Source organism: Bradyrhizobium sp. 41S5, assembly GCF_011516665.3.
Taxonomy (GTDB): Bacteria; Pseudomonadota; Alphaproteobacteria; order Rhizobiales; family Xanthobacteraceae; genus Bradyrhizobium; species Bradyrhizobium quebecense.
The window spans coordinates 3,596,052-3,616,592 of record NZ_CP083721.1 but is presented as its reverse complement, the minus strand read 5'-3'; the positions used below and the strand labels follow the sequence as shown (position 1 = coordinate 3,616,592).

21 protein-coding genes are annotated in these 20,541 nt (G+C 58.6%); 12 read left to right on the top strand and 9 right to left on the bottom strand.

Going from position 1 to position 20,541, the window contains the following annotated elements:
* Window positions 1–73: 73 nt before the first annotated feature.
* The 4 genes from ureG to HAP47_RS17145 form a co-directional block, all read right to left on the bottom strand.
* Window positions 74–691, bottom strand: coding sequence for an urease accessory protein UreG (gene ureG, locus HAP47_RS17160; RefSeq protein WP_173637235.1), 618 nt, complete (start codon window positions 689–691; stop codon window positions 74–76).
* A gap of 41 nt (window positions 692–732) precedes the next feature.
* The gene (locus HAP47_RS17155; RefSeq protein ID WP_173637236.1) at window positions 733–1,233 is read right to left on the bottom strand and encodes an urease accessory protein UreE; all 501 of its coding nucleotides are present in this window, start codon (window positions 1,231–1,233) and stop codon (window positions 733–735) included.
* A 162-nt stretch (window positions 1,234–1,395) separates the two neighbouring features.
* The gene (locus HAP47_RS17150) at window positions 1,396–1,932 is read right to left on the bottom strand and encodes a LuxR C-terminal-related transcriptional regulator (protein ID WP_231168913.1); all 537 of its coding nucleotides are present in this window, start codon (window positions 1,930–1,932) and stop codon (window positions 1,396–1,398) included.
* A gap of 54 nt (window positions 1,933–1,986) precedes the next feature.
* Entirely contained in the window at window positions 1,987–2,769 is a 783-nt protein-coding gene (locus HAP47_RS17145) for a sensor histidine kinase (RefSeq protein ID WP_173637237.1), read from the bottom strand.
* Window positions 2,770–3,809: 1,040 nt separating this feature from the next.
* Between HAP47_RS17145 and HAP47_RS17140 the strand changes: the two genes are divergently transcribed.
* Window positions 3,810–5,249, top strand: a complete 1,440-nt coding sequence (locus tag HAP47_RS17140) for a GntP family permease (protein ID WP_173637238.1) — start codon at window positions 3,810–3,812, stop codon at window positions 5,247–5,249.
* A 199-nt stretch (window positions 5,250–5,448) separates the two neighbouring features.
* Here the strand turns inward: HAP47_RS17140 and HAP47_RS17135 are convergent, their stop codons facing one another.
* A complete protein-coding gene (locus HAP47_RS17135; protein ID WP_173637239.1) occupies window positions 5,449–5,670 on the bottom strand; it encodes a hypothetical protein in 222 nt (73 codons plus the stop codon).
* A gap of 75 nt (window positions 5,671–5,745) precedes the next feature.
* Between HAP47_RS17135 and HAP47_RS17130 the strand changes: the two genes are divergently transcribed.
* Genes HAP47_RS17130 through HAP47_RS17100 form a run of 7 tightly spaced genes read left to right on the top strand, consistent with a single transcriptional unit; the run spans window position 5,746 to window position 11,180 of the window.
* On the top strand, window positions 5,746–6,234 hold the full coding sequence (locus HAP47_RS17130; RefSeq protein WP_173637240.1) for a Na+/H+ antiporter subunit E: 489 nt from the start codon (window positions 5,746–5,748) through the stop codon (window positions 6,232–6,234).
* The gene (locus HAP47_RS17125) at window positions 6,227–6,499 is read left to right on the top strand and encodes a multiple resistance and pH regulation protein F (protein WP_173637241.1); all 273 of its coding nucleotides are present in this window, start codon (window positions 6,227–6,229) and stop codon (window positions 6,497–6,499) included. The genes HAP47_RS17130 and HAP47_RS17125 overlap by 8 nt, the downstream gene beginning before the upstream one ends.
* Window positions 6,499–6,783: a cation:proton antiporter gene (locus tag HAP47_RS17120; RefSeq protein ID WP_173640453.1), complete on the top strand. Its 285-nt coding sequence runs from the start codon at window positions 6,499–6,501 to the stop codon at window positions 6,781–6,783. Before HAP47_RS17125 ends, HAP47_RS17120 begins: the two co-directional genes overlap by 1 nt.
* Window positions 6,780–7,730: a hydrogenase subunit MbhD domain-containing protein gene (locus HAP47_RS17115; RefSeq protein WP_173637242.1), complete on the top strand. Its 951-nt coding sequence runs from the start codon at window positions 6,780–6,782 to the stop codon at window positions 7,728–7,730. Before HAP47_RS17120 ends, HAP47_RS17115 begins: the two co-directional genes overlap by 4 nt.
* Entirely contained in the window at window positions 7,727–8,065 is a 339-nt protein-coding gene (locus HAP47_RS17110; protein ID WP_173637243.1) for an NADH-quinone oxidoreductase subunit K, read from the top strand. The genes HAP47_RS17115 and HAP47_RS17110 overlap by 4 nt, the downstream gene beginning before the upstream one ends.
* A complete protein-coding gene (locus HAP47_RS17105) occupies window positions 8,062–9,564 on the top strand; it encodes a complex I subunit 5 family protein (protein ID WP_231168912.1) in 1,503 nt (500 codons plus the stop codon). The genes HAP47_RS17110 and HAP47_RS17105 overlap by 4 nt, the downstream gene beginning before the upstream one ends.
* A complete protein-coding gene (locus HAP47_RS17100) occupies window positions 9,561–11,180 on the top strand; it encodes a complex I subunit 5 family protein (RefSeq protein WP_173637244.1) in 1,620 nt (539 codons plus the stop codon). The genes HAP47_RS17105 and HAP47_RS17100 overlap by 4 nt, the downstream gene beginning before the upstream one ends.
* On the opposite strand, the gene HAP47_RS17095 is transcribed toward HAP47_RS17100, so the two are convergent.
* The 3 genes from HAP47_RS17095 to HAP47_RS17085 form a co-directional block, all read right to left on the bottom strand.
* A complete protein-coding gene (locus HAP47_RS17095) occupies window positions 11,169–14,225 on the bottom strand; it encodes an efflux RND transporter permease subunit (protein WP_210285203.1) in 3,057 nt (1,018 codons plus the stop codon). The two genes, HAP47_RS17100 and HAP47_RS17095, sit on opposite strands and share 12 nt — an antisense overlap.
* Window positions 14,222–15,334, bottom strand: a complete 1,113-nt coding sequence (locus tag HAP47_RS17090) for an efflux RND transporter periplasmic adaptor subunit (RefSeq protein ID WP_173637245.1) — start codon at window positions 15,332–15,334, stop codon at window positions 14,222–14,224. Before HAP47_RS17090 ends, HAP47_RS17095 begins: the two co-directional genes overlap by 4 nt.
* A 570-nt stretch (window positions 15,335–15,904) precedes the next feature.
* Entirely contained in the window at window positions 15,905–16,537 is a 633-nt protein-coding gene (locus HAP47_RS17085) for a response regulator (protein ID WP_173637246.1), read from the bottom strand.
* 367 nt (window positions 16,538–16,904) lie between these two features.
* On the opposite strand from HAP47_RS17085, the gene HAP47_RS17080 reads away from it, so the two are divergent.
* The 3 genes from HAP47_RS17080 (at window position 16,905) to tnpB (ending at window position 18,093) form a co-directional block, all read left to right on the top strand.
* A complete protein-coding gene (locus HAP47_RS17080; RefSeq protein ID WP_371821816.1) occupies window positions 16,905–17,186 on the top strand; it encodes a hypothetical protein in 282 nt (93 codons plus the stop codon).
* A gap of 215 nt (window positions 17,187–17,401) precedes the next feature.
* On the top strand, window positions 17,402–17,797 hold the full coding sequence (gene tnpA, locus HAP47_RS17075; protein WP_173637247.1) for an IS66-like element accessory protein TnpA: 396 nt from the start codon (window positions 17,402–17,404) through the stop codon (window positions 17,795–17,797).
* Entirely contained in the window at window positions 17,794–18,093 is a 300-nt protein-coding gene (gene tnpB / locus HAP47_RS17070) for an IS66 family insertion sequence element accessory protein TnpB (protein ID WP_173637248.1), read from the top strand. Before tnpA ends, tnpB begins: the two co-directional genes overlap by 4 nt.
* A gap of 68 nt (window positions 18,094–18,161) precedes the next feature.
* Here the strand turns inward: tnpB and HAP47_RS17065 are convergent, their stop codons facing one another.
* Window positions 18,162–18,452, bottom strand: a complete 291-nt coding sequence (locus HAP47_RS17065; protein ID WP_173637249.1) for a hypothetical protein — start codon at window positions 18,450–18,452, stop codon at window positions 18,162–18,164.
* On the opposite strand from HAP47_RS17065, the gene HAP47_RS17060 reads away from it, so the two are divergent.
* The gene (locus tag HAP47_RS17060) at window positions 18,436–20,526 is read left to right on the top strand and encodes a recombinase family protein (RefSeq protein ID WP_173637250.1); all 2,091 of its coding nucleotides are present in this window, start codon (window positions 18,436–18,438) and stop codon (window positions 20,524–20,526) included. The genes HAP47_RS17065 and HAP47_RS17060 overlap by 17 nt on opposite strands.
* The last annotated feature ends 15 nt before the right edge of the window (window positions 20,527–20,541 follow it).

Here is a 20,541-nt window from a genome sequence, read left to right as displayed (position 1 = left end):
AGCAAATGCTTGACAAAGCGCGAACCGTAGATCGGATTGCCTAGACCGCTCCACCGCCAACGCAATCGGCCAACTAGACGCCTAGGCCCCCGTGCGAGACAACGAATTCAAGGATCGGATCCAGACCTTTGCCCCTCGACAGATCGGTAAAGCCAAAAGGTCGACCTCCGCGCATTCGCTCTGCATCCTGACGCATTACGTCGAGGCTGACGTTCACGTATGGAGCCAGATCGCTCTTGTTGATGACAAGAAAATCCGAGCGCGCAATGCCTGGCCCCCCCTTTCGAGGAATCTCTTCGCCCTGGCACACGGAGATGACATACAGCGTCAGATCAGCGAGATCGGGCGAGAACGTTGCAGCCAGATTGTCGCCACCGGATTCAATGAAGACGACGTCGAGATCAGGAATCCTTCGGCTCATCTCGGCAACCGCTTGGAGATTAATCGAGGCATCCTCGCGTATCGCTGTGTGGGGACAGCCACCGGTCTCAACGCCCAGGATGCGCTCTTCGGAAAGCGCTTGACGTCGCGCGAGAATGAGCGCGTCTTCTTTGGTGTAAATGTCATTTGTTATGACAGCTATTGAGAAGCGATCACGAAGCGACTTACACAGCTTCTCGGTTAGAGTGGTTTTTCCTGAGCCGACGGGACCTCCTATGCCCACCCGGAGCGGTCCATTTTTTGACGCCATGTGCGATGTCCCGATTACTGTCGAACACTCCAAGCTTACAGCTACGAATGTTCCTGATGGTTCGGATGCGACTGATTGTGATCGAGGTCGTGTCCGTGTTCTTGGCCGTCGTAAGCCCCGCGAACCGGACTGAACGGCGCCACTGTTTCCCGAACGGCAGCGCCGAGGCCTTCGAGCATCGACTTAATGACGTGGTCGCGCAGAATCAGGATCTGATCCGGAAATATAGCGGCCGGAAGGTGACGGTTGCCGATGTGCCACGCCAGCTCAGCGAGCTGAGCGGAGCCATTCGCAGTAACTGCGTATAATGGCTCCTGGGCCGCATCAACTTCCACCACGGCACCATTGTCGAGTACAAGCTTGTCACCCGAAACGAGAACAACTGGGGTCGGCAGGTCGACGAGAAGCTCGACGCCGTTCCTCAGACTAATCGTCTTCCTACGCAGATGACGCTCGTCATGCCTTAGGACGATCGTACCGATCGTCGACGGCCCGCGCGCCGGTTCTGCATTCGACCGCTGTACCGCTATCGCGCGCAACATCTGTGGCTCCACAACAATTAGACGGCGGTCAAAGATACACGTACACGAGGACCATCCAGAGCGAGGCCGCATCTCACGCCAACATAAGCTTGATCACGCAGGCATCATCGAGACAAGTGCCTTAACATACCGACTTTGCCTTAGTTCGCGTCGGGAAACTACCTAGCCGATCGGTTCGTCAGCGGTGGATCGCTCACAAGCGAACACTTCAAGCTTGCGCACAGCAAGCGCACGATGGACTTCTGTGGTTTTGACGCTTAGATTCAAGACAGCGCGGATATCCGTGTTGCCGCAGCCCTCAGCCACAAAGGCTGCAACGAATCGCTCGCGCGGCGCACTTTCCTGATCCTCCTCCGATGCATCACCCGGCTCACGACTTGACCGACCACGGAACAGCCTGTCAGCAAGCGGACTGTGCGCTATCAACGCGGCTGCCGCCGTCGGCAGCAACTTGTTCGCATCTGATTTGACAAGACATACGTGGGTGCCGGCTTGAAACGCCTCTTTGGCCAAGATCCTCGATTCATGGATCGTGAAGATCAGCACCAGTGTCTCGCGCAGGCGACTACTGATCACTCGCCCGACTTCGCTTTCTGCCATGCGCGGAAGCGAAAACTCCGGTATTGCGACATCGGGCAGTGTCTCAATTGCCGCCTCGAACACCCCCTTGCCGCCGGCTACTCCGCGATGACGTTCCAACCTGGGCGTTGCTCCAGCTCCGTACGCAGCCCAGTCCGCACTGCAACATCGTCGTCAGCTTTGAGGGTTCGCCTCATTACCCATGGTCTTCCTTGAGGCGCCCGCCCTTGAGGAGCGCCCTTGCCACTTGGCACTTCGTCTCCCGAGCGTCAGCTCACTTGTCTTGGGTACAGGATCGCTCGGAAACGTCGCGCGCAGGGTCGTTCCTCGGTGTCCCATCACCGGGGGCGATAGTATTTGCAGCTGACCGCCCATCTCTTGCACCCTAGCCTGCATAATGCGAAGTCCGGTTCCTGGGGAGGGCGGTCGGAGGTGACATTTGCTGTCTCGGGACACCATACCTCGCCCGTTATCTCGAATCTCGAGCATCAGTTGCCGGCCCTTGGCAACGAGCGCGATTGATACCTTCGTTGCGTTCGCATGTCGGTAAATATTCGTCAGCGCTTCCTGCACGATCCGCATCACCGAACGTTGCTTCTCGAATGACAAGCGATCCACTTCGGATGAGATGCCGATATCGACGGACAACAAGGTTCTCGCTGCAAACCCGTCTGCATAGCGTTCAATTGCGGCCTTTACGCCGTCCTCGAAGAAGCTCTGCGGGTGAAGCAAATATGTAAGAGAGCGTAACTCGTTAAGAGCCAGATTGATGGAGTCGGCAACCTGCTCGCAAAGTACATCTCCCACCTGCGAATCGTTCATCGCCCGTTTGACTTGCATCATAGTCAAGCTCGCCGCGACAAGATGCTGGCACGTCGAATCGTGAAGCTCTTCTGACAGTTTCCGATGGAGTTCCTCTTGCAGGTGCATGAACTCAGAGCCGCGCTTGTCCTCCAATCTCAACTCCTTCCGACGTATACTTCGAACATTCCGGCCTATCGTCACGTTTCGCATGACATCACTCGCTCAACTTACAGCGCCGGCACGGATTACAGCGTCGGCGCGGGTCTTCGATCGCTCGGGCACTTGAAGACCGCCTCATCCCGTACAACCTTTGCGTTAGCAGTTGTACCCGAAACTTATATAAACCACTAGGTAGAAACCCTTTAGTCCAAGAATCCGAGAACCCCAATGGCAGGCCAGCCACCCTAAAATTTTGGACAGCATTCCTGCCATTTCGACCCGAGACTTCTCGCTTTGACCCAATGTTTGCTCCGCGACAAGCGGTCCCACCGAAGCGAGCGTCCGAACCTGCGCAGCCTTGCAAACGGCCTCCCGTAAGTCCTCCTTGACCATCTCCAAGCTGGCCCTGACGCCTAAAGACCAGAACGCCATAAGACCGTCTCCGAACGAAGCTTCATCCGTTCTGAAGGCAACGGTACGTCGCGCCAGATATTGGAAGGGAAGATCTCGGTCTCTATTGAGGCCACGATAAATCGAACGAACCGAAACACTGGGTAATTACCTATCCGTGGAGGAAGGATTCCCCTAACTGCAGCGCGTGTCGCGCTCATGTATCGTGTTCGGTGCGATGCCCACGAAGGCCCCATACTCACCAGAGCAACACCACGAGCGCATAGGCAGGTCGCTGAGCGTGACTGAGGCATCGGCCGTCACAGCCAGCGCACCGCGCGGTCCTGACGTTTCACCCGAGCTGGGATGGCATGCAATTGTCGCCATACTTCAGCTCGCCTTTGACACAGTCGTAGCGACTAGGACGTCGCTCTGCTATGGCCTCGTCGGCGCGGCGTTCGCAACTTGCCTTCCGACGCCCCTCGCAAGGCATCGCGGACGGCGCCTATATTCCGATATCGAGCGCGCTCCGTTGCTATCGTCAGCTGTTATTGCGGTTATCGATCGCAGGACGATCTTTCTGATTCCTACTTCGTCACGCAAAGCTGAACAACGTCACTCTCTTTCACACTAAAGGTCTGGTCATGGGACTTGTCGGGATATTGGTGGCGTTAGCGCTCTTGATGTGGCTTGCCTACCGAGGTTGGAGCGTACTCATCTTGTCGCCAGCGGCCGCGCTCATCGCGGCCGTAATTTCTGGCGAGCCCCTTCTGGCCCACTGGACGCAAACGTTCATGAGTGGTTCGGCTCGCTTCGTCGCACAGTGGTTTCCAATGTTTCTGCTCGGAGGGATCTTCGGCAAACTGATGGACGACAGCGGCTCAATCACTTCAATCGCGCGCTTCCTCACGGAACGGTTGGGCGTTCAACGCACGATGCTTTCAGTCGTGCTCGCATCCGCGGTGGTGACCTATGGTGGGGTGAGCGTCTTCGTTGCATTCTTCGTTCTTGTTCCAATGGCCCGTGAGATGTTCAAGGCGGCGAACATCCCGGCCCGGTTGATGCCGGCGGCGATCGGGCTTGGCGCCTTTACATTCACCATGTCCGCGCTTCCAGGAACCCCTTCAACTAACAATGCTATTCCGATGCCTTATTTCGGAACGACGACTTTCGCGGCGCCGGGGCTGGGCATTATTGCGTCCATTGTCACCTTTGCTTTCGGAATGTGGTGGCTTGCGCGGGTAGAAGGCGCGGCGCGCAAGGCCGGGGAAGCATATGTCGATGACTCCAACATCCCCGTTCTCGACGAGAAGACCCGTGAACGAGCTACGATATCGGGTGATTTCGACCCAGCCGAATTGCTCCACGGCCAACGCACCGATAGAAGCCCGCCTTTCATTTTCGCGGTGTTGCCCCTCATTGTCGTTATCGTAGTGAACTTCTTGATGGCGCTCATTGTTCTTCCGCGCATCGACTTTTCTTTCCTAACTGCCGAACCATGGAGGCTGAATGTCGGTGGACTCGTCGGCATATGGTCAGTTCTCATTGCGCTGTCAGCCGCAATCCTCGCTCTCATTATTGTCAACTATCAGCGACTTCCCAAGCTGCGCGAAAGTCTTGACGCCGGCGCGAATTCCTCAGTGCTACCGATCATGACTGTAGCCAGCCTCGTCGGGTTCGGCGCCGTCGTCGCTGCGATGCCGGCATTTACGATTGTGCGCGATGCTGTGCTGCAGGTTCCGGGGGGACCGCTGGCGTCACTGGTAGTAGCGATGAACGTACTGGCCGGACTCACTGGCACCGCTTCCGGCGGGATGGCCATTGCGCTGAATGCATTGGGGAGCGAGTACATGCGCCTCGCCCATGAGCATGGCATCGACCCCGCACTGATGCATCGCTTGACCACGATCAGTGCCGGCACGCTTGATGCATTGCCGCACAACGGCACTGTTCTTCTTCTCCTGCAAATCAGCAAACAGACCCACGCGGGAAGCTACTTCGACATGGTAATGACCGTGATCGTTAGCGTGATCATTTCGCTGGCGGTCGTCTTGGTGTTGGGTTCGATGTTTGGCTCGTTCTAAAGCACGAACTGAGGTTCGAGCGATGTCGACGTCATTGCGGAACCAATCAACAGCTCACGGGCACCTCCCGAATGAAGATACTCGAATGACAGAGATCGTATAGCGCTTCGCGCCCCGAACGGCGAAACGTTCATGCATTCCGAGATCAGGGAGATGATCACGGAGGCGCACCAACCTTCCGGCGTATCCCCTCCGATGCCTATGCCGAGACATTGCTGTCATGAAGCTCCGCCACCGCAAATTCAGACTCGAAGGCGATCGCCTCGTGCGACATGCTGCCCATCTCGTCCACCGCCGCGATCAGCGCTCTTACGATTGTCGTGGTCGTGACGCGCGGGACGGATGCGAGCCTCTCGTGAAGGAAGAGCTTGATCAGCTTGCGAGCGAGGTAAGCGACTGCTTCGCATGCTGTCTCTCTCATCACGGTTGTTGTTGAGATGCGAAAATGGTAGCCTGATTGTCGCAGGAAGTTCAAACGAGAAAGGTGAGGTGTTCGATGGCCTTTCGCGCACCTTTGATCATGACGTCCTTACCTGCTCGCTTTTCTTTCTTTCTGAGCGTTTGGCTCATGATCGCTGGTTGGAGGCAAGAGGACCTACCGGTCGGCCTCATTGCTTCCGCACTTGCGGCGTGGATCAGCCTGTCACTGTTGTCGCCCGCCGTCGCTCGTCCACGCCTTGCCCCGCTTGCCAAACTCAGCCTTCGCTTTCTTAGCGGCTCAATCATCGCGGGGTTAGATGTCGCCCGACGCGCACTCCTGCCGCACCTCGATTTGCGTCCAGGATTCGTCGATGTCGCCTTTACCCTGCCACCTGGCGCCGCTCGAAACGCCTTCCTCCTATATCAGAGCCTTCAGCCGGGGACCGCACCGACCAGCGCGGAAGGCGAAATACTCCAGGTGCATTGCCTCGACATTTCGCTGCCGATAGCGACAGCTGTTCTGGCTGACGAGGCTCTGTTCAAGAAGGCGATCGGCTATGAATGATTTGCTTCTCGTCGCAGCCGGCCTGATTCTCTTCACGGTTGCGGTAGGGCTCGCGCGCATTATGCGCGGGTCGGACGACGTAGAAGGGCTGATGGCAGTTCAACTGCTCGGCACGGGCGGCATCGCCGCGCTATTGCTGATAGCTACAGCAACAAGCGTCCCAGGCGTGGAGGACGTCGCGCTCGGCCTCGCTTTGCTTGCCGCGTTTGTCGCGATTGCCTTCGTCAATTTGCTCGATGCTGACCACGGAGACGCCGAGGCGTGATGACGCTTCTTCATCTTTTCAGCATCGCGGCCATCAGCGCCGGTACGTTCTTCTTTTTCGCGGGGACGGTTGGCCTTCTGCGCTTTCCTGACTCGCTCACCCGCCTCCACGCCTTGGCCAAGGCCGACAACCTTGGCCTTGGTCTGGTCGCGTTCGGCTTGATCCCGCTCGCGGAAAACACGCTTTCAGCGCTTAAACTGATCGTCATCTGGGCTTTAGTTCTGCTGGCTAGCGCGTCGACGGCGCAATTGATTGGCCGCTCGCTCAGGCGAGGCCGCAAATGAGTCTACTTGCCTATCTCGATATTGGTCTTGCCCTCTTGGTCGTCGGGGTCGCCATTTGGACCATCGCGGCACGAGATCTCTTCGCCGCCGTGATTGGTTATGTCGCGTATGGGTTACTGCTCGCTTTCGTCTGGATCCGCCTCTATGCACCAGACGTTGCCTTGACCGAAGCTGCAGTTGGCGGAGGGGTGACAGGGGTCCTGCTAATCACCGCAGGAAAAAGGCTAAAAGCGCTCAAGAATGTTACTCCCGCGGCACCAGGATTAACCATCAAACTGTTTACTGGTCTGCTCGCGGCTCTCGTCGCCAGCGTTTTGGGGGCTGTCATCCTGATGCTGCCTCAGCCGCCAGCCTCGCTTGCACCCGAGGCAGCAGCAGCCGTCGACAGTGCCGGCGCGGGTCTCGGTAACCTCATCACAGCGGTCTTGATGTCCTATCGCTCCTTCGACACGATGCTTGAGAAGGTCGTGCTGATCCTGGCCGTGTTCGGGATCTGGTCGGTGGGCACCGACACGGCGTGGGGCGGCGCACCCGCGCCGTTCCGCCAATCCAAACCTTATGCTCCGATGGTGTTTCTCGCCCAGATGCTTGCGCCGATCGGCGTGCTCGTGGGAGTTCATATTTTTTGGGCCGGCGCCGACGGCCCGGGCGGTGCCTTTCAGGGCGGCGCTCTGCTTGCGGCCATGTGGATGGTTACCATGATGGCGCGGCTGGTCGAGCCGCCCCGTATCGACGCGCGCTATCTCCGGCTGGCTTTGGTCGCAGGGCCTGCTGTATTCCTGATCGTCGGTCTCGCAGGCGAGCCGGTGGCGGGAAGCTTTTTCGCCTATCCGCACAGCTTTGCCAAACCAACCATTCTGTTCATCGAGGCGTTTATGGTTTTGTCCATCGCAGTGGCCTTACCGATGCTCGTCGCCGGTCCTCCAAACGAGAGATCTGATCTATGACTCCCTCAGTTCTCGCGGGATTGACAGGCGCAGCTTTGGTTGGTCTTGGGCTCTACGGCCTCATTCTCCATCCGCATCCACTTCGCAAATTGCTGGCGTTCAACCTGATCGGCAGCGGCGTTTTCCTTGTATTCGGGATTGTTGCACGCCGCGGCGCAACTGATGGCCTACGCTTCGACCCTGTTCCGCAGGCCATGGTCATTACCGGAATTGTTGTCGCCTTCGCCGCTAGCGCCGTCGCAGTGGCACTCATCTTGCGGCTTGCCGCGGAAAGCAGCCACGTCGCGTTAGACCCTGATGCCTCGACCAAGCTGAACGATGGGGACGCAGGGTGATAGCGGAACTGGGGGCGACCACACCGGGCGGCAGCCTACTTGTTCTCGCGATTCTGCTGCCGATTGCTGGAATTATCCTGTCTATCACGCTTGGAGGCCGTAATGCCGAACGCGTCGCTCTCAGCTCGACGCCGCTCGGGTTTGCTCTCGCTTGCGCAATCGCATTCTGCGTCGGTCGAACGGGCAAGCCCGTCGTATATGCGATTGGTGGACTGCCGCCGCCGCTCGGAATCGCCTTGCGCGCCGATGGCATTTCGGCGGTGATGCTGATCACCGCGGCGGTGATCGTAACCGTCGCCGCATTCTACGCGCGTGCAAAATTCAATACGCCCCGCAGCGTCCGAGAGAACCGAAGTTCATTGACTTTCTGGATCATGCTCCAGGCAATCTGGGCGGCGCTGACTATGATTTTCGTAGGTGGTGACCTATTCAACCTCTACGTCGCCTTGGAATTGCTGACGTTCGCTGCAGTGCCCCTCGTTTGTATCGACGCCCGTCCCGAGACGCTCGCCGCCGCATTGCGGTACCTGCTCTTTGCTCTCTTCGGATCGATTTCCTATCTGCTCGGCGTCGCCTTGTTCTACGGTGCGTATGGGACTCTAGACATTCCACTTCTCGCACAACGGGTTCAGGCTACACCCATTACTTGGACAGCAACTGCCCTGATGACCACTGGCCTAATCGCCAAGACGGCTCTTTTCCCGGTACACCTCTGGTTGCCGCCCGCTCACGCCAACGCGCCGGCGGCGGCGAGTGCAATACTCTCCAGCCTGGTCGTTAAAGGCTCATTTTTTCTCACGCTACGGCTGTGGTTCTATATCCTTCCGGCGCTTCCCGCAGACAAGGCGGCCATATTTCTCGGTTGTCTTGGCTCAGTGGCCATTGTCGCAGGTAGCATAATGGCCTTGCTTCAAGCACGACTGAAGCTACTGATCGCCTATTCGACTGTAGCCCAGATCGGCTACCTTTTTCTGGTTTTTCCGCTCGCTACCGGCTCGCAAACATGGAGTGCGCTCGGCTGGAGCGCCGGCATAATGCAAATGCTGGCTCACGCATTTGCCAAAGCAGCGATGTTCTTGTCTGCGGGAGTGCTCGCTGAGGCGCTCGGTCATGACCAGATCGCTGGAATCCGCGGCGCTGCGCGTATGCTACCCCTCACGTTCCTGACCATCGCCCTCGCAGGGGTATCGTTGGTGGGTCTGCCACCAAGCGGCGGTTTCAGTACCAAATGGTTGATGCTGCAAGCCTCCGTCGCGTCGGGCCAATGGATCTGGACGCTTCCCGTTCTTGCCGGTGGCCTTCTAGCGGCTGGCTACGTCTACCGGATTCTTGCGCCCGCATTCTCTGACGACCAAATCTCGTTGGTATTGGCCCCCAAGCGCAGCCAAGAGGCGGCGGCGCTCGCACTCGCAACGATCGCCATTGCGCTCGGCCTTATGCCGCAGAGTTTCTTTAATCTCCTTGAAATTGGTCGTCCAATTGCAAGGGGACTGCCATGACTAATCTGTACTCCGCACTGCTTGGTGCGAGCTTGGCGATACCCGCGGCCTTTCTAGCCGCCTGCTTCGCCAAACGCTGGCGCCGCCACGCCCTGGCCTTGCAATGGCTTGCCCCAATACCCAGTCTCGCAACTGGCCTCATCGGCTTGACCCACGCGCCGATGACCTGTGACATGCCGGTCTTGAGCTTCGCGCTCCGCCTCGATCCGCCGGGGGCACTGATTCTCACCGCCGCGGCCTTGCTTTGGATTATCATCAGCGCCGCCCTCTGGCGTGACCATCAGCCCGACAATCGCTTCGGACTTTGCTGGCTTATGACCATGACAGGCAACATCGGTGTTTTCGTCGCCGGTGATCTGGTTTCCTTTTACTTTTTCTATGCCCTCGTAAGCATCCCAGCCTATGGACTGTTCGCGTTTTCAGATGAAACTGAACGAAAGCGCGCGGGTGCGATCTATATCGCCTTCACAATTCTTGGCGAGGCGTTCCTGCTATTGGCCTTCGCGATGCTCATCGTAGGTGCACCGCACGGAAGCCTGCGCATCGACGATGTAGTGGCGGCCTTGCCCGCCTCATCTTGGCGAGACGCCGCTCTGGGGTTAATCATTGTCAGTTTCGGCATGAAGGTCGGCATGATTCCCTTCAATGGCTGGATGCCGCTGACCTATAGTGCCGCGCCGATTCCAGCTGCGGCCGCACTGAGCGGCGCGGGCGTTAAAGCCGGCGTGATCGGGCTGATGCGTTTTCTGCCGCTTGCTGCTGCGTTGGAAGGTTGGGGCAGCGCTTTGGCCATCATGGGCTTTCTTTCCGCCTTCTACGGCGTCGTATTCGGAATGACCCAACGAAATCCCAAAGTCATTCTGGCATATTCCAGCATCAGCCAGATGGGGATCATCACAGCTGCTCTTGGCATGGCGCTCGTCAATGGACAAACTGACGCTTCTCTCAATGTCGCTTTCTATGCCGCAAACCATTTACTGGTCAAAGCCACACTATTCCTGGCGATTGGTTCGCTAGCCCTGCGAGACAGAAGATCTTCCTATACGTCGCTTATTCTGATCGCAATTCTTGCCCTGAGCCTTGCGGGCCTTCCGTTTACAGGCGGCGCTCTGGCAAAGCTTGCCTTGAAGGCGCAATTCGCCAGCGGACCAACAGCGATATTCGCCACGCTTTCTTCGATCGGGACAGCACTACTGATGACACATTTCCTGATCCGCCTCGCCGTGCCGCTGCACGAGGCCGCTCAGGAGTGTCCAGCCAGCCTGATCCGTTTCTGGCACGCGGCGGCGTTTGCCGCGATCGCGCTGCCGTGGGTTTTCTATCCGGCAATTGGCGATACTTCAAATGCATTTGAATTCGGCAAACTCCTAGATGGGTTCTGGCCTGTGGCGGTCGGTGCGGGCCTCGCCCTGGTGCTGCAACGGATCGGCTGGCCTCTGCCCAACGTGCCAGTCGGCGACAGCGTCGTCCTTGAAGAGAGTGCGTTCCGCAGCCTCTTAAGTATTGGTCCATCGCTCGAAATGCTTGAAGCCCGGCTCCGGCAATGGCCGGTGGCGGGCGTCTCATTGCTTCTAATTATCCTGGCCCTGCTCACAGCGAGCGTCTCAGGAAGCTAGTTGTCCGACCGGTTCCTTGACGCGGAAGAAAATAACGTAGAGCGCAGGCAGGACGACGAGAGTTAGCATGGTCGCGATAAACAGGCCGCCCATGATAGCGAAGGCCATCGGGCCCCAGAACACAGTCGGTGCAATCGGAATAAAGCCCAAAACGGTTGAGATCGCCGTCAGCATGATCGGCCGGAAACGCGAGACCGCGCCCTCCACGATCGCATCCCACAACTCGCGTCCCTGGGCACGCTCTGCCTCGATCTGCTCGATGAGAATGACCGCATTGCGCGCGATCATGCCCATCAGCGCCAGAATTCCGAGAATTGCGACGAAACCGAGAGGGCGGCCAGAAATCAAGAGGGCCGCAACGACGCCGATAAGTCCCATCGGTACGAGGCAGAGCACCATCGCGAGACGACTGAAGCTATGCAGCTGCGCCATAAGGAACAGCAGCATCAGGAATAGCATTGCCGGAACCATCGCATAGACCGAGGCCTGCGAGTTGGCGCTTTCCTCAACCGTGCCCCCCACCGCGATGCGATAACCCGTCGGCAAGCTCCCCTGCAACTTGTCCACCTCCGGAGCCAAAGAGGCCACCGCGGCCTCCGGGCTCGAGCCTGGGGCCACATCGGCCTGAACCGTGAGGGTCGGCACCCGATCGCGTCGCCAAACAAGCGGATATTCCTGGTCGAACTCAAAGCGCGCGATCTGGCTTAAGGGGACCGTGCGGCCACTCGGCAAGGGCACCTGCAACGATCGCATCGTGTCGAGCGAAGCACGTTGCTCGTCTTGAGCTCGAGCGATGATGTCCACGAGATAAATATCGTCACGCAGTTGAGTGACCGAGGCGCCGGTCATTACCGCGTTCAGGTTGGTCGAAAGCGAGGTCGAGCTCAGCCCGAGGAGGCGGGCCTGATCCTGATCGATCACAATCCGCACCTTCCGCGCCGGCTCCATCCAGTCGAAGTTTACCCGTCGCAGATCGCTGTCAGAGCCGAGCACTTTACCGAGCTGCAATGCAATCATTCGAACTTGCGTCAAATCCGGGCCGCTGACGCGATATTGCACTGGCCATCCCACCGGCGGTCCCAGCTCCAACGGGGAGACGCGCGAAACGACGCTCGGCAACTCCTCTGCCAACTTCTTCTCAAGCGTTGCCTGCAGCCTCTTGCGGGCCGAAACATCCTTGGCGATGACCACGACCTGGGTAAAAAAGTCGTTGTTGAGCTGAACGTTCAGCGGAAGATAAAATCGGATCGCGCCGCGTCCGACGTATGTGCTCCAGCTAGCGACGTCGGGATTGTCCTTGAGCATGCTGTCGACCTTATGCGCTACAGAATCGCTGGCGAAAATCGAGGCATTTTGTGGCAAGGTCAGATCGACCACTAGCTCTGGACGGTCCGAGGCCGGAAAGAACTGTCGGGGCACAAGCGGAAGAGCAAGAAGCGATGCAACAAAGCATCCAAGAGTGACGGCAAGGGTCATCCAGCGACGTCGCATCGCCGTGAGCAAAAGCGCGCGAAAAGCGCTCACAATACGGCTCGGCTTCTCGTCTTTTCTCTGATCGGGAGCTTTGAGAAACCACACTCCAAGAAGGGGCGCGAAAAGCACCGCAACAAACCAGGAAACAATCAGCGCAATCGATACGACAGCAAAGATCGAGAACGTGTATTCACCAGCCGATGACCGCGCGAAGCCGATCGGCACGAAGCCCGCTGCGGTGACGAATGAGCCGGTGAGCATCGGAAATGCCAGCGTGTCATAAGCAAAAGTCGCTGCCCTCTCCTTGCTGTCGCCAGCTGCCATCCTTGAGGTCATCACGTCAACCGTCGTCATCGCGTCGTCCACCAATAGGCCAAGCGCAATGATCAGCGCACCAAGCGAAATGCGTTGCAGATCGATCCCGGCAGATTCCATGATCGGAAAGATAATCGCCACAGTAAGCGGAATGGACAACGCGACCACCGCCCCAGGGCGGAAACCAAGACTGACGATGCTGCAGGCCATGATGATGGCAATAGCCTGCCAGAGAGATTCCATAAACTCGCCGATAGCATTCTTCACCACGACCGGTTGGTCCGACACGAGAGCCACATCGATGCCGATCGGAAGATCAACCATGCTGGAATCGATCGCCTTCTTAATATTGTTGCCCAACGTCAAAATATCGCCGCCATCGCGCATGGCGATGGCAAGCCCGATCGCTGGCTTGCCATTGACACGGAACATGGGCTGCGGTGGATCGGATAGCGAGCGCCGAACCTCCGCGATATCTCGCAAGCGGATCAGGCGTCCGTTCGAAACAAAATTTACATCGAGCAAATCATTCTCAGACTTAAAGGCACCGGTCACGCGGATCGACACTTTCTCATCGCCGGTCTGGAGCGCGCCCGCCGGAATTACGGCGTTCTGCGCCTGGAGTGCGGCAATCAGCGCCGCGCGGTCGATCCCGAGGCCTGCAAGCTGCCGCGTCGAAAACTCGACATAAATCTGCTCGTCCTGCGCGCCGAGCATCTCAATCTTGGAGACGTCCGGAACGTGCAAGAGCTTCGAGCGAATGTCCTCGACATAGTCGCGCAGCTCACGATGACTGAAGCCGCCGTCCGTAGAGAATGCGTAAATAAGGCCATAGGTGTCGCCGAAATCATCATTGAAGCCGGGGCCCACCACGCCCTGGGGGAAGGTCCGGCGTATATCGCCGATGTTCTTGCGCACTTGATACCAGATGTCGGGCACCTGCCTTGCGGGAGTCGATCCTTTGAGGTTGACGAAAATCGTCGTTTGACCCGGACTGGTATACGAACGCAGGTAGTCCAAGCCCTGTGTTTCCTGCAACTTGCGCTCCAGGCGCTCGGTGACCTGGGCCAAGGTATCGTCGAGTGTTGCGCCTGGCCACGCTGCTTGCACAATCATGGTGCGGAAGGTAAAGGCCGGGTCTTCGTTGCGTCCAAGGCGGTAATAGGAGGACACACCGGCGACCACGATCGCGATCATCGCGAAAATGACAAAAGACCGATGCTTCAGCGCCCAGTCGGAAAGATTGGGGCCGATCATGATTTCACCCCTAACGGCCTGACCTTTTGTCCCGGATGCAGCACCTGCACGCCGGCAGTCACAACGATCTCACCGCCGTCGAGACCTCCCGACAGCACCACTGTCCCGGGATCAAAGCGCAAGACGTCAACTGGCTTCAGGGCAACGGTCATGCTCTTCGGATCGACGACCCAAACCGCCGGATTTTTCTCTGTGGCGGTTAAGGCGCTCGCAGGGAGCGAGATTCCGTGGCCATGGTCGACTTCCATGGTCCCTGACACGGTCGCACCAAGCCGCATGGACGGCGGTGGGTCGCTGACGGCCACACGGACCTTAAACGTGCGTGTGACCGGATCAGCCTGCGGATCGACTTGTCTCACTCGGCCCTTTGCTGTGACGCTGGGATCGTCCGTCAGGGCGATGATCACATCGGCGTCTCCCGGGGCCGTACGCAATACCTGTGCCGGAACGTCAAAGACCGCGTCCCAGCCTGTTTCACGCGCGACCGTGAACACCATCTGCCCCGCCTGCACCACCTCGCCGGATTCCGCTGCACGTCGGGTAATCGTGCCGCTCACACCGGCCTTGAGTTGGGTATAACTGACGCGGTCCTCCGCAATTTCGACCTGCGCCTTGGCGTCATCTACGGTCGCCCGCGCTGTACGCAATGCTTGCTGAGCCTGATCGAAACTTGCACGCGTCGTCCAGCCTTGTTTCAGCAGTGTCTCCTGGCGGTCGAAATGATTAGAATCCTGCTCCAAACGAGCTCTAGCAGCAGCAAGCGCGGCTTGCGTGGAACGAAGTGAGTTCAATTCGTTCTGCGGATCCAGCCTAGCCACCACTTGGTCAGGCTCGACTCGATCACCCGTATCCGTCAGGCGCTCGATGATCCGGCCGCCAATACGAAAAGCGAGCGCGACTTCCTTCTCCGCCTGAATTTGTCCCGTGAGGACAATCGACTGGCCAAGACCGCCCTTTTGGACGACCACCGTACGCACGGGACGTGGCGGCGGCGCTTCTTTGGCGACCTCTTGCTTGCAGCCGCAGAGCGTCAAGACGAGCGCCGGTGCGGCCGCGAGCAAGAAGCGGCGTAGACGCTGGGAAAGTCGAGAGCAAGGTGAAGCCAGCATGCGAACCTCAGGTTGACGCAGGGAAGTCGCAGTAGAACACTTTCAAAACGCACCTCCGAATGCCTATCATCATGCCACTACACGACGTTGTTGTATCTGGCCGATGGAAGTCTCCTGCCCTTGTACCAGGTCGGAAGAATGCAGCCGTCGGCATAGGAAAAACTGTTTTTGCGAAACAGGCTTAGCCATCGCGACCAGCGAAGGCACCCGTTCCAAGACCGACGACAACCGACCGACTGGAATAAAGGTACGGTGAACGGAACCACCCCGTGCGTCCCCAATATGGAGCACTCGCGCCCCATGAAGTTGGGCGACACTGCTCTCCACGACCTCTGTGGAGACACCGGGCACCATCGCGCTGACCATGATTGCGGTAGCGCATTATCAGGAAACTGGTCCACGGGGCTCTGCATCAGCGCAAGCACGCCTGCAACGGTAACAGCTGATATCATGGGTTGTCGTTCTCCGACGTCGCCCCAACATGAAGCCACGCCCCATAGTCCGCGCAATGCGTCAATTGCAGCAAAACTTCACTCCACAGCGCTTCGAGCTCGTTTGTTCTTCTCTTCTTCAGGGCGCGATCAGCTTCTTGCGGACAGCGTAGCGGACCAGCTCTGCTGTCGACGAGATGCTGAGCTTTCGCATCGCTGATGCGCGATGCGTCTCTACGGTCTTCGCGCTGAGTTCCAGAACAGCTCCGATGGACCTGTTCGTGTGGCCCTCCGCGATGAGCCGCACTATGCTCAGCTCGCGCGGCGTAAGTGGATTCTCTGGCCCGCGTTGCTTGTTGGCATAATTGTGGAGCAGCGTCTCCATGAGAGTACCGGTCACATAGGGCCTACCATCAAGCAATGTCTCGATTGCCGAGACCAGGTGCTTGCCGGCGTCCGACTTGAACAGGAAGCCGCGAACACCAGCCAAGACGGCTTCGGTCAGCAACTCTTCACCTTCGTGCATTGTCAGGATCAAGACCGCGGCCCGGAGATGCATTGCCTTGAGCCGGCGACTGACTTCCAGTCCGTTCAGAATTGGCATCGAGTAATCCACGATCACGATGTCAGGCCGCGTCTCCACCACCAGAGCGACAGCCTGCTCGCCGTTGATCGCCTCTCCGCTCACGATCCAATCGGATCGAGTTTCAACAATCGTGCGAAGTCCGGAACGGATGACTTCGTGATCATCCGCTATCACGATGCGTTTCACGGCGTCGTTCCCGTTTGCCGGCTCAATGGAGTAGAGCAATCGACGGCGATGATCTACAGTTACGGCAGAGACAGTACCGGTGACAATATCAACCGGGTATCCCATGAAACCCTGAGACCCCAGAGCAACTCTACCAAGTGACAGCAGTCCTAGCCATCCATGATTGGAGAAGAACTGATGTGGCACCGAGATCTTGGCTATGTTGATGTCCTGCCCCTCTTCTTAAGGAACCCGCGTCTACGGCTAAAACGCTACAGCGCCGATTGGATCGGAGAGCTTGCCGGTGCGGCAGCCTGAGGTCTTCGCCGGAGCCGGCCGTCGACGGAAGTGGAGCGACGAGGACAAGGCGCGGATAGCTGCGGAGATCATGATGAGCAGCGGCTCGGTCTGTTCGGTAGCCCGTCGGCACGGATTGTCGCTGCAGCAGTCGTTTGGCTGGCGATGTCAGTTGAGAGAAGCAGCGGGCGATCATTCCGAAGCGGAAGAATTACGGTTTGTGCCGGCGGTGGTCGATGCCCTAGTGCCGGCGCGTGCTCTTGGCCGGCGCGCAAGGTGGCGCTCTGCAAGGCCAAGTCGGATTCCGGGATCATCGAGATCGAAGTCGATGGGATCACGATCCGGGCCGGTCGTGGAGTGGACCCCGCAATGATAGCATCGATCGTCCAGGCACTGAAGGCGAACCGGTGACCGGCCCGCCGGGTGCGATTCGGGTGATGTTGGCCACCAAACCGGCAGACTTCCGCAAGCGGATGGAAGGGCTTGCGATCCTGGGGCGCGGTACGCATCCGGCGGGCGCCGTCTTGTCTGACACGCTGTAATTCGCCAAGCGTGTGACCTTAAGTCTAGCTTTAAGGTCATCAGGCGATGCGGGTCGAGGTTTTGGGCGGGCTGGAGCGTCGGCGGCGTTGGTCGCAGGATGACAAGGCACGGATTGTCGAGGAGACGTTGGCGCCGGGCGCAAAGGTGACAGCGGTTGCACGTCGCAACGGAGTAGCGGCCAGCCTGGTGTTCACCTGGCGTCGTCAAGCGCGGACATCCGAGCAGGTCGCACCGTCTTTTGCGCCGGTGCAGATCGCCGCCACGGAGGCAGAGGAAACTCCGAAGCTCTTACCTGCGGGTGATAGCCGAGGGCGGTCTGTAGTGGCCGCGCGTATTGGATTGATCGAGATCGACCTCGGTAACCGGCGACGGATCCGAGTGGATTCGCACGTCGATCCAGAAGCGCTGGCGCGGGTCCTCGAGGTACTTGAGCGCCGATGATTGCCATACCGGGTAATGTGCGGGTGTGGCTTGCGACCGGCCACACCGATATGCGCCGCGGCTTCCCGAGCCTCGCGCGTCTGGTCCAGGAGAGTTTGAAGCGTGATCCGCATGCCGGTGATCTCTATGTTTTTAGAGGCCGCCGCGCCCAACACTCGACATTCTGCATACAGTCTTCGAAGCGCGAAGATTGCGTATCCGTGGCATCCGCTTTTTGGGCGGACGCTTCAGGTGGCACCGTTCCGACGCGGCAAGGAGCTGAAATGCATCTACACAGAGGAGCGGCGTGGGTTTAGCCGCGAAGTTCCCAATTGGATGCTCGACGAAAGCTACTGCGCCGGCATGGCGCTAGGACCGCCGCAGGTCAGTATTGAGGGGCTGAACGAATTTGCTGCTGTTCTGAAGCTTCTGGGCGCGACTCAGGCGTCGGGCGCACAATCCCGTCCTTCTTTGAAGAGGGAGAAAGGACGTGCGGAGAAAAAGCCAATATCGCGAGCCGATGCAACTGGGTCTGGATCTGCGTCTTCGGATTCCCCAGAACCCGCTGGGCGCCAATCCCAAAGGTCTGATCGAGGCGCTCGCCGATCTGTTGCTGGAAGCGGCTGGCGTCGAACCCGCTCAGATGTCGGGAGGTGACCATGAGTGTCAAGATCACACGTGATCACCTCGACCGCGCCGCCGTCGTCTATGTTCGCCAATCGACAATGTCCCAAGTTATGGGGAATCTCGAAAGCCAGCGGCGGCAATATGACCTGGCGCAGGCCGCGGAAACCGCCGGATTTAAGTCGGTGGCGGTAATTGACGATGATCTTGGCCGCTCAGGCTCTGGCAGCACTCAACGGCCCGGATTTGAGCGGCTTGTGGCGATGGTTTGTTCGGGTAACGTCGGTGCCGTTTATTGCATTGAGGCGTCGCGGCTGGCGCGCAATGGACGCGACTGGCATCACTTGATCGACCTATGCGCCCTCGCGGGCGCGTTGGTCATTGATCCCGACGGCGCCTATGATCCGCGGCTTGTCAACGACCGCCTGCTTCTCGGACTGAAGGGAACGATGTCGGAGTATGAGCTGAGCCTGCTTCGCCAACGTGGAATCGCCGCTCGGGACTCTAAGGCCAAGCGCGGCGAGTACCGCTTCATGCTTCCACCTGGATTTTGTTGGAGTGAACTCGGCAAGATCGAAATGGATCCCGACGAACATGTGGCGGGATTGGTTCGACTCGTCTTCACGAAGTTCCGCGAGCTCGGTAGCGCCCGGCAGGTCTTTCTTTGGCTGCGTGCTGCCGACATCAAAATGCCTGTGGTTCTAAAAAACGTTCAAATCTACAAGCTCAGCTGGAAGGCGCCGGCCTATCACACGGTGATGCAGATCCTGCACAATCCGCTCTATGCTGGCGCCTATGCGTTTGGCCGAATCGCCCAGAAGACACGGATCGTGGACGGTCGCGCCCGCAAGGTCAGCGGGTTCAAAAAGCCGCGGGAGGAATGGAATGTTCTCCTGCGCGACAATCATCCCGGCTATGTCAGCTGGCAGGAGTATGAGGACAATCAGAGGCTGCTGCTGGAAAACGCCCACATGAAGAAGAACTGCTCGCGAAAATCGGCGCGCGGGGGACGCGCACTTCTGACCGGATTGATGCGGTGCGGCCATTGCGGGCGGATGATGCGTGTGTTCTACGGCCAGGCCAAGGGGAATGCCCATCGTTATCAATGCCGCGGCGATGACGCCCATGTCGGCGCTGGCCTATGTATCGGCATCGGCGGGGTGCGGGTCGATCGTGCGGTCGCGCTGCAAATCCTTGAGGCCGTCTCCGATCGGGCTGTTGAAGCAGCGATATTGGCGTCCGACCAGGTTGAGCGCTCAAGACAAGAGATCATCACGGCCGTCGAACGGGAGCTTGAAGTCGTACGCTACGAAGCGTCTCTTGCTGCACGCCGATACGAGCTTGTGGATCCGGCCAAGCGCCACGTTGCCCGCGAACTCGAGGCGCGCTGGAATGGCGCATTGGAGCGGGTTGCCGAGCTTGAAGGTCGTGTAAAGGAGCTGCGCACCGCATCGGCGGAAAGTCCCAAGATCGACCGCGCCCTGCTTCTGCAACTTGCGCATGATCTTCCGCGGGTTTGGAATGCACCGTCCACGGACACGCGCACCAAGCAGCGGCTGGTTCACATTGTGGTCCGAGAGATTGTTTGCGATCTCGATAGGAACACCAATGAGGCGGTTCTGCTCATCCACTGGACCGGCGGCCGGCACACGGAGGTTCGCGTTGCTCGCGTTAAGACGGGCCGATATCCGGGCGACATGGCACCGACTGCCGTTGACGCACTTCGTAAACTCGCTGGTCATTGGCCTGATCGAGAGCTCGCCGTGTCGCTCAATCGGATGCGCTGCAAGACCGGCGACGGCGAGACCTGGACGACTGTTCGCGTGCGGGAAATGCGCGAACGCCTGGGCTTGCCGGAATACGACCCCGCATCGTCCGACGGCAAAATGATCAGCCTTGCGAAGGCTGCGGCACACTTTGGAATTTGCGTCGGATCAGCAAAGAGCTTGGTGCTGAAGGACATCTTGCCGGCCACACAAGCAATCAAGGGCTCGCAATGGTTGGTTCCTGTCGACGCGCTGAGCTCGGAAACAGTACGTATAGCGGTGCAGCGCGTGATCGAGCGTCGGCCGAGAAACTACATTGATTATCAATATGATAGAATGATCCGCCTACCCGGTATCTGACAAAGGGACGTACAA

What these genes read in the sequence shown, in the direction of transcription:
- HAP47_RS17095 (WP_210285203.1), bottom strand. Translation starts at nt 14,225, where the DNA reads ATGATCGGCCCCAATCTTTCCGACTGGGCGCTGAAGCATCGGTCTTTT.
- HAP47_RS17080 (WP_371821816.1), top strand. Translation starts at nt 16,905, where the DNA reads ATGATGAGCAGCGGCTCGGTCTGTTCGGTAGCCCGTCGGCACGGATTG.
- HAP47_RS17115 (WP_173637242.1), top strand. Translation starts at nt 6,780, where the DNA reads ATGAGTCTACTTGCCTATCTCGATATTGGTCTTGCCCTCTTGGTCGTC.
- HAP47_RS17125 (WP_173637241.1), top strand. Translation starts at nt 6,227, where the DNA reads ATGAATGATTTGCTTCTCGTCGCAGCCGGCCTGATTCTCTTCACGGTT.
- ureG (WP_173637235.1), bottom strand. Translation starts at nt 691, where the DNA reads ATGGCGTCAAAAAATGGACCGCTCCGGGTGGGCATAGGAGGTCCCGTC.
- HAP47_RS17110 (WP_173637243.1), top strand. Translation starts at nt 7,727, where the DNA reads ATGACTCCCTCAGTTCTCGCGGGATTGACAGGCGCAGCTTTGGTTGGT.
- HAP47_RS17060 (WP_173637250.1), top strand. Translation starts at nt 18,436, where the DNA reads ATGAGTGTCAAGATCACACGTGATCACCTCGACCGCGCCGCCGTCGTC.
- HAP47_RS17100 (WP_173637244.1), top strand. Translation starts at nt 9,561, where the DNA reads ATGACTAATCTGTACTCCGCACTGCTTGGTGCGAGCTTGGCGATACCC.
- HAP47_RS17130 (WP_173637240.1), top strand. Translation starts at nt 5,746, where the DNA reads ATGGCCTTTCGCGCACCTTTGATCATGACGTCCTTACCTGCTCGCTTT.
- HAP47_RS17135 (WP_173637239.1), bottom strand. Translation starts at nt 5,670, where the DNA reads ATGAGAGAGACAGCATGCGAAGCAGTCGCTTACCTCGCTCGCAAGCTG.
- tnpB (WP_173637248.1), top strand. Translation starts at nt 17,794, where the DNA reads ATGATTGCCATACCGGGTAATGTGCGGGTGTGGCTTGCGACCGGCCAC.
- HAP47_RS17090 (WP_173637245.1), bottom strand. Translation starts at nt 15,334, where the DNA reads ATGCTGGCTTCACCTTGCTCTCGACTTTCCCAGCGTCTACGCCGCTTC.
- HAP47_RS17155 (WP_173637236.1), bottom strand. Translation starts at nt 1,233, where the DNA reads ATGTTGCGCGCGATAGCGGTACAGCGGTCGAATGCAGAACCGGCGCGC.
- HAP47_RS17140 (WP_173637238.1), top strand. Translation starts at nt 3,810, where the DNA reads ATGGGACTTGTCGGGATATTGGTGGCGTTAGCGCTCTTGATGTGGCTT.
- HAP47_RS17120 (WP_173640453.1), top strand. Translation starts at nt 6,499, where the DNA reads ATGACGCTTCTTCATCTTTTCAGCATCGCGGCCATCAGCGCCGGTACG.
- tnpA (WP_173637247.1), top strand. Translation starts at nt 17,402, where the DNA reads ATGCGGGTCGAGGTTTTGGGCGGGCTGGAGCGTCGGCGGCGTTGGTCG.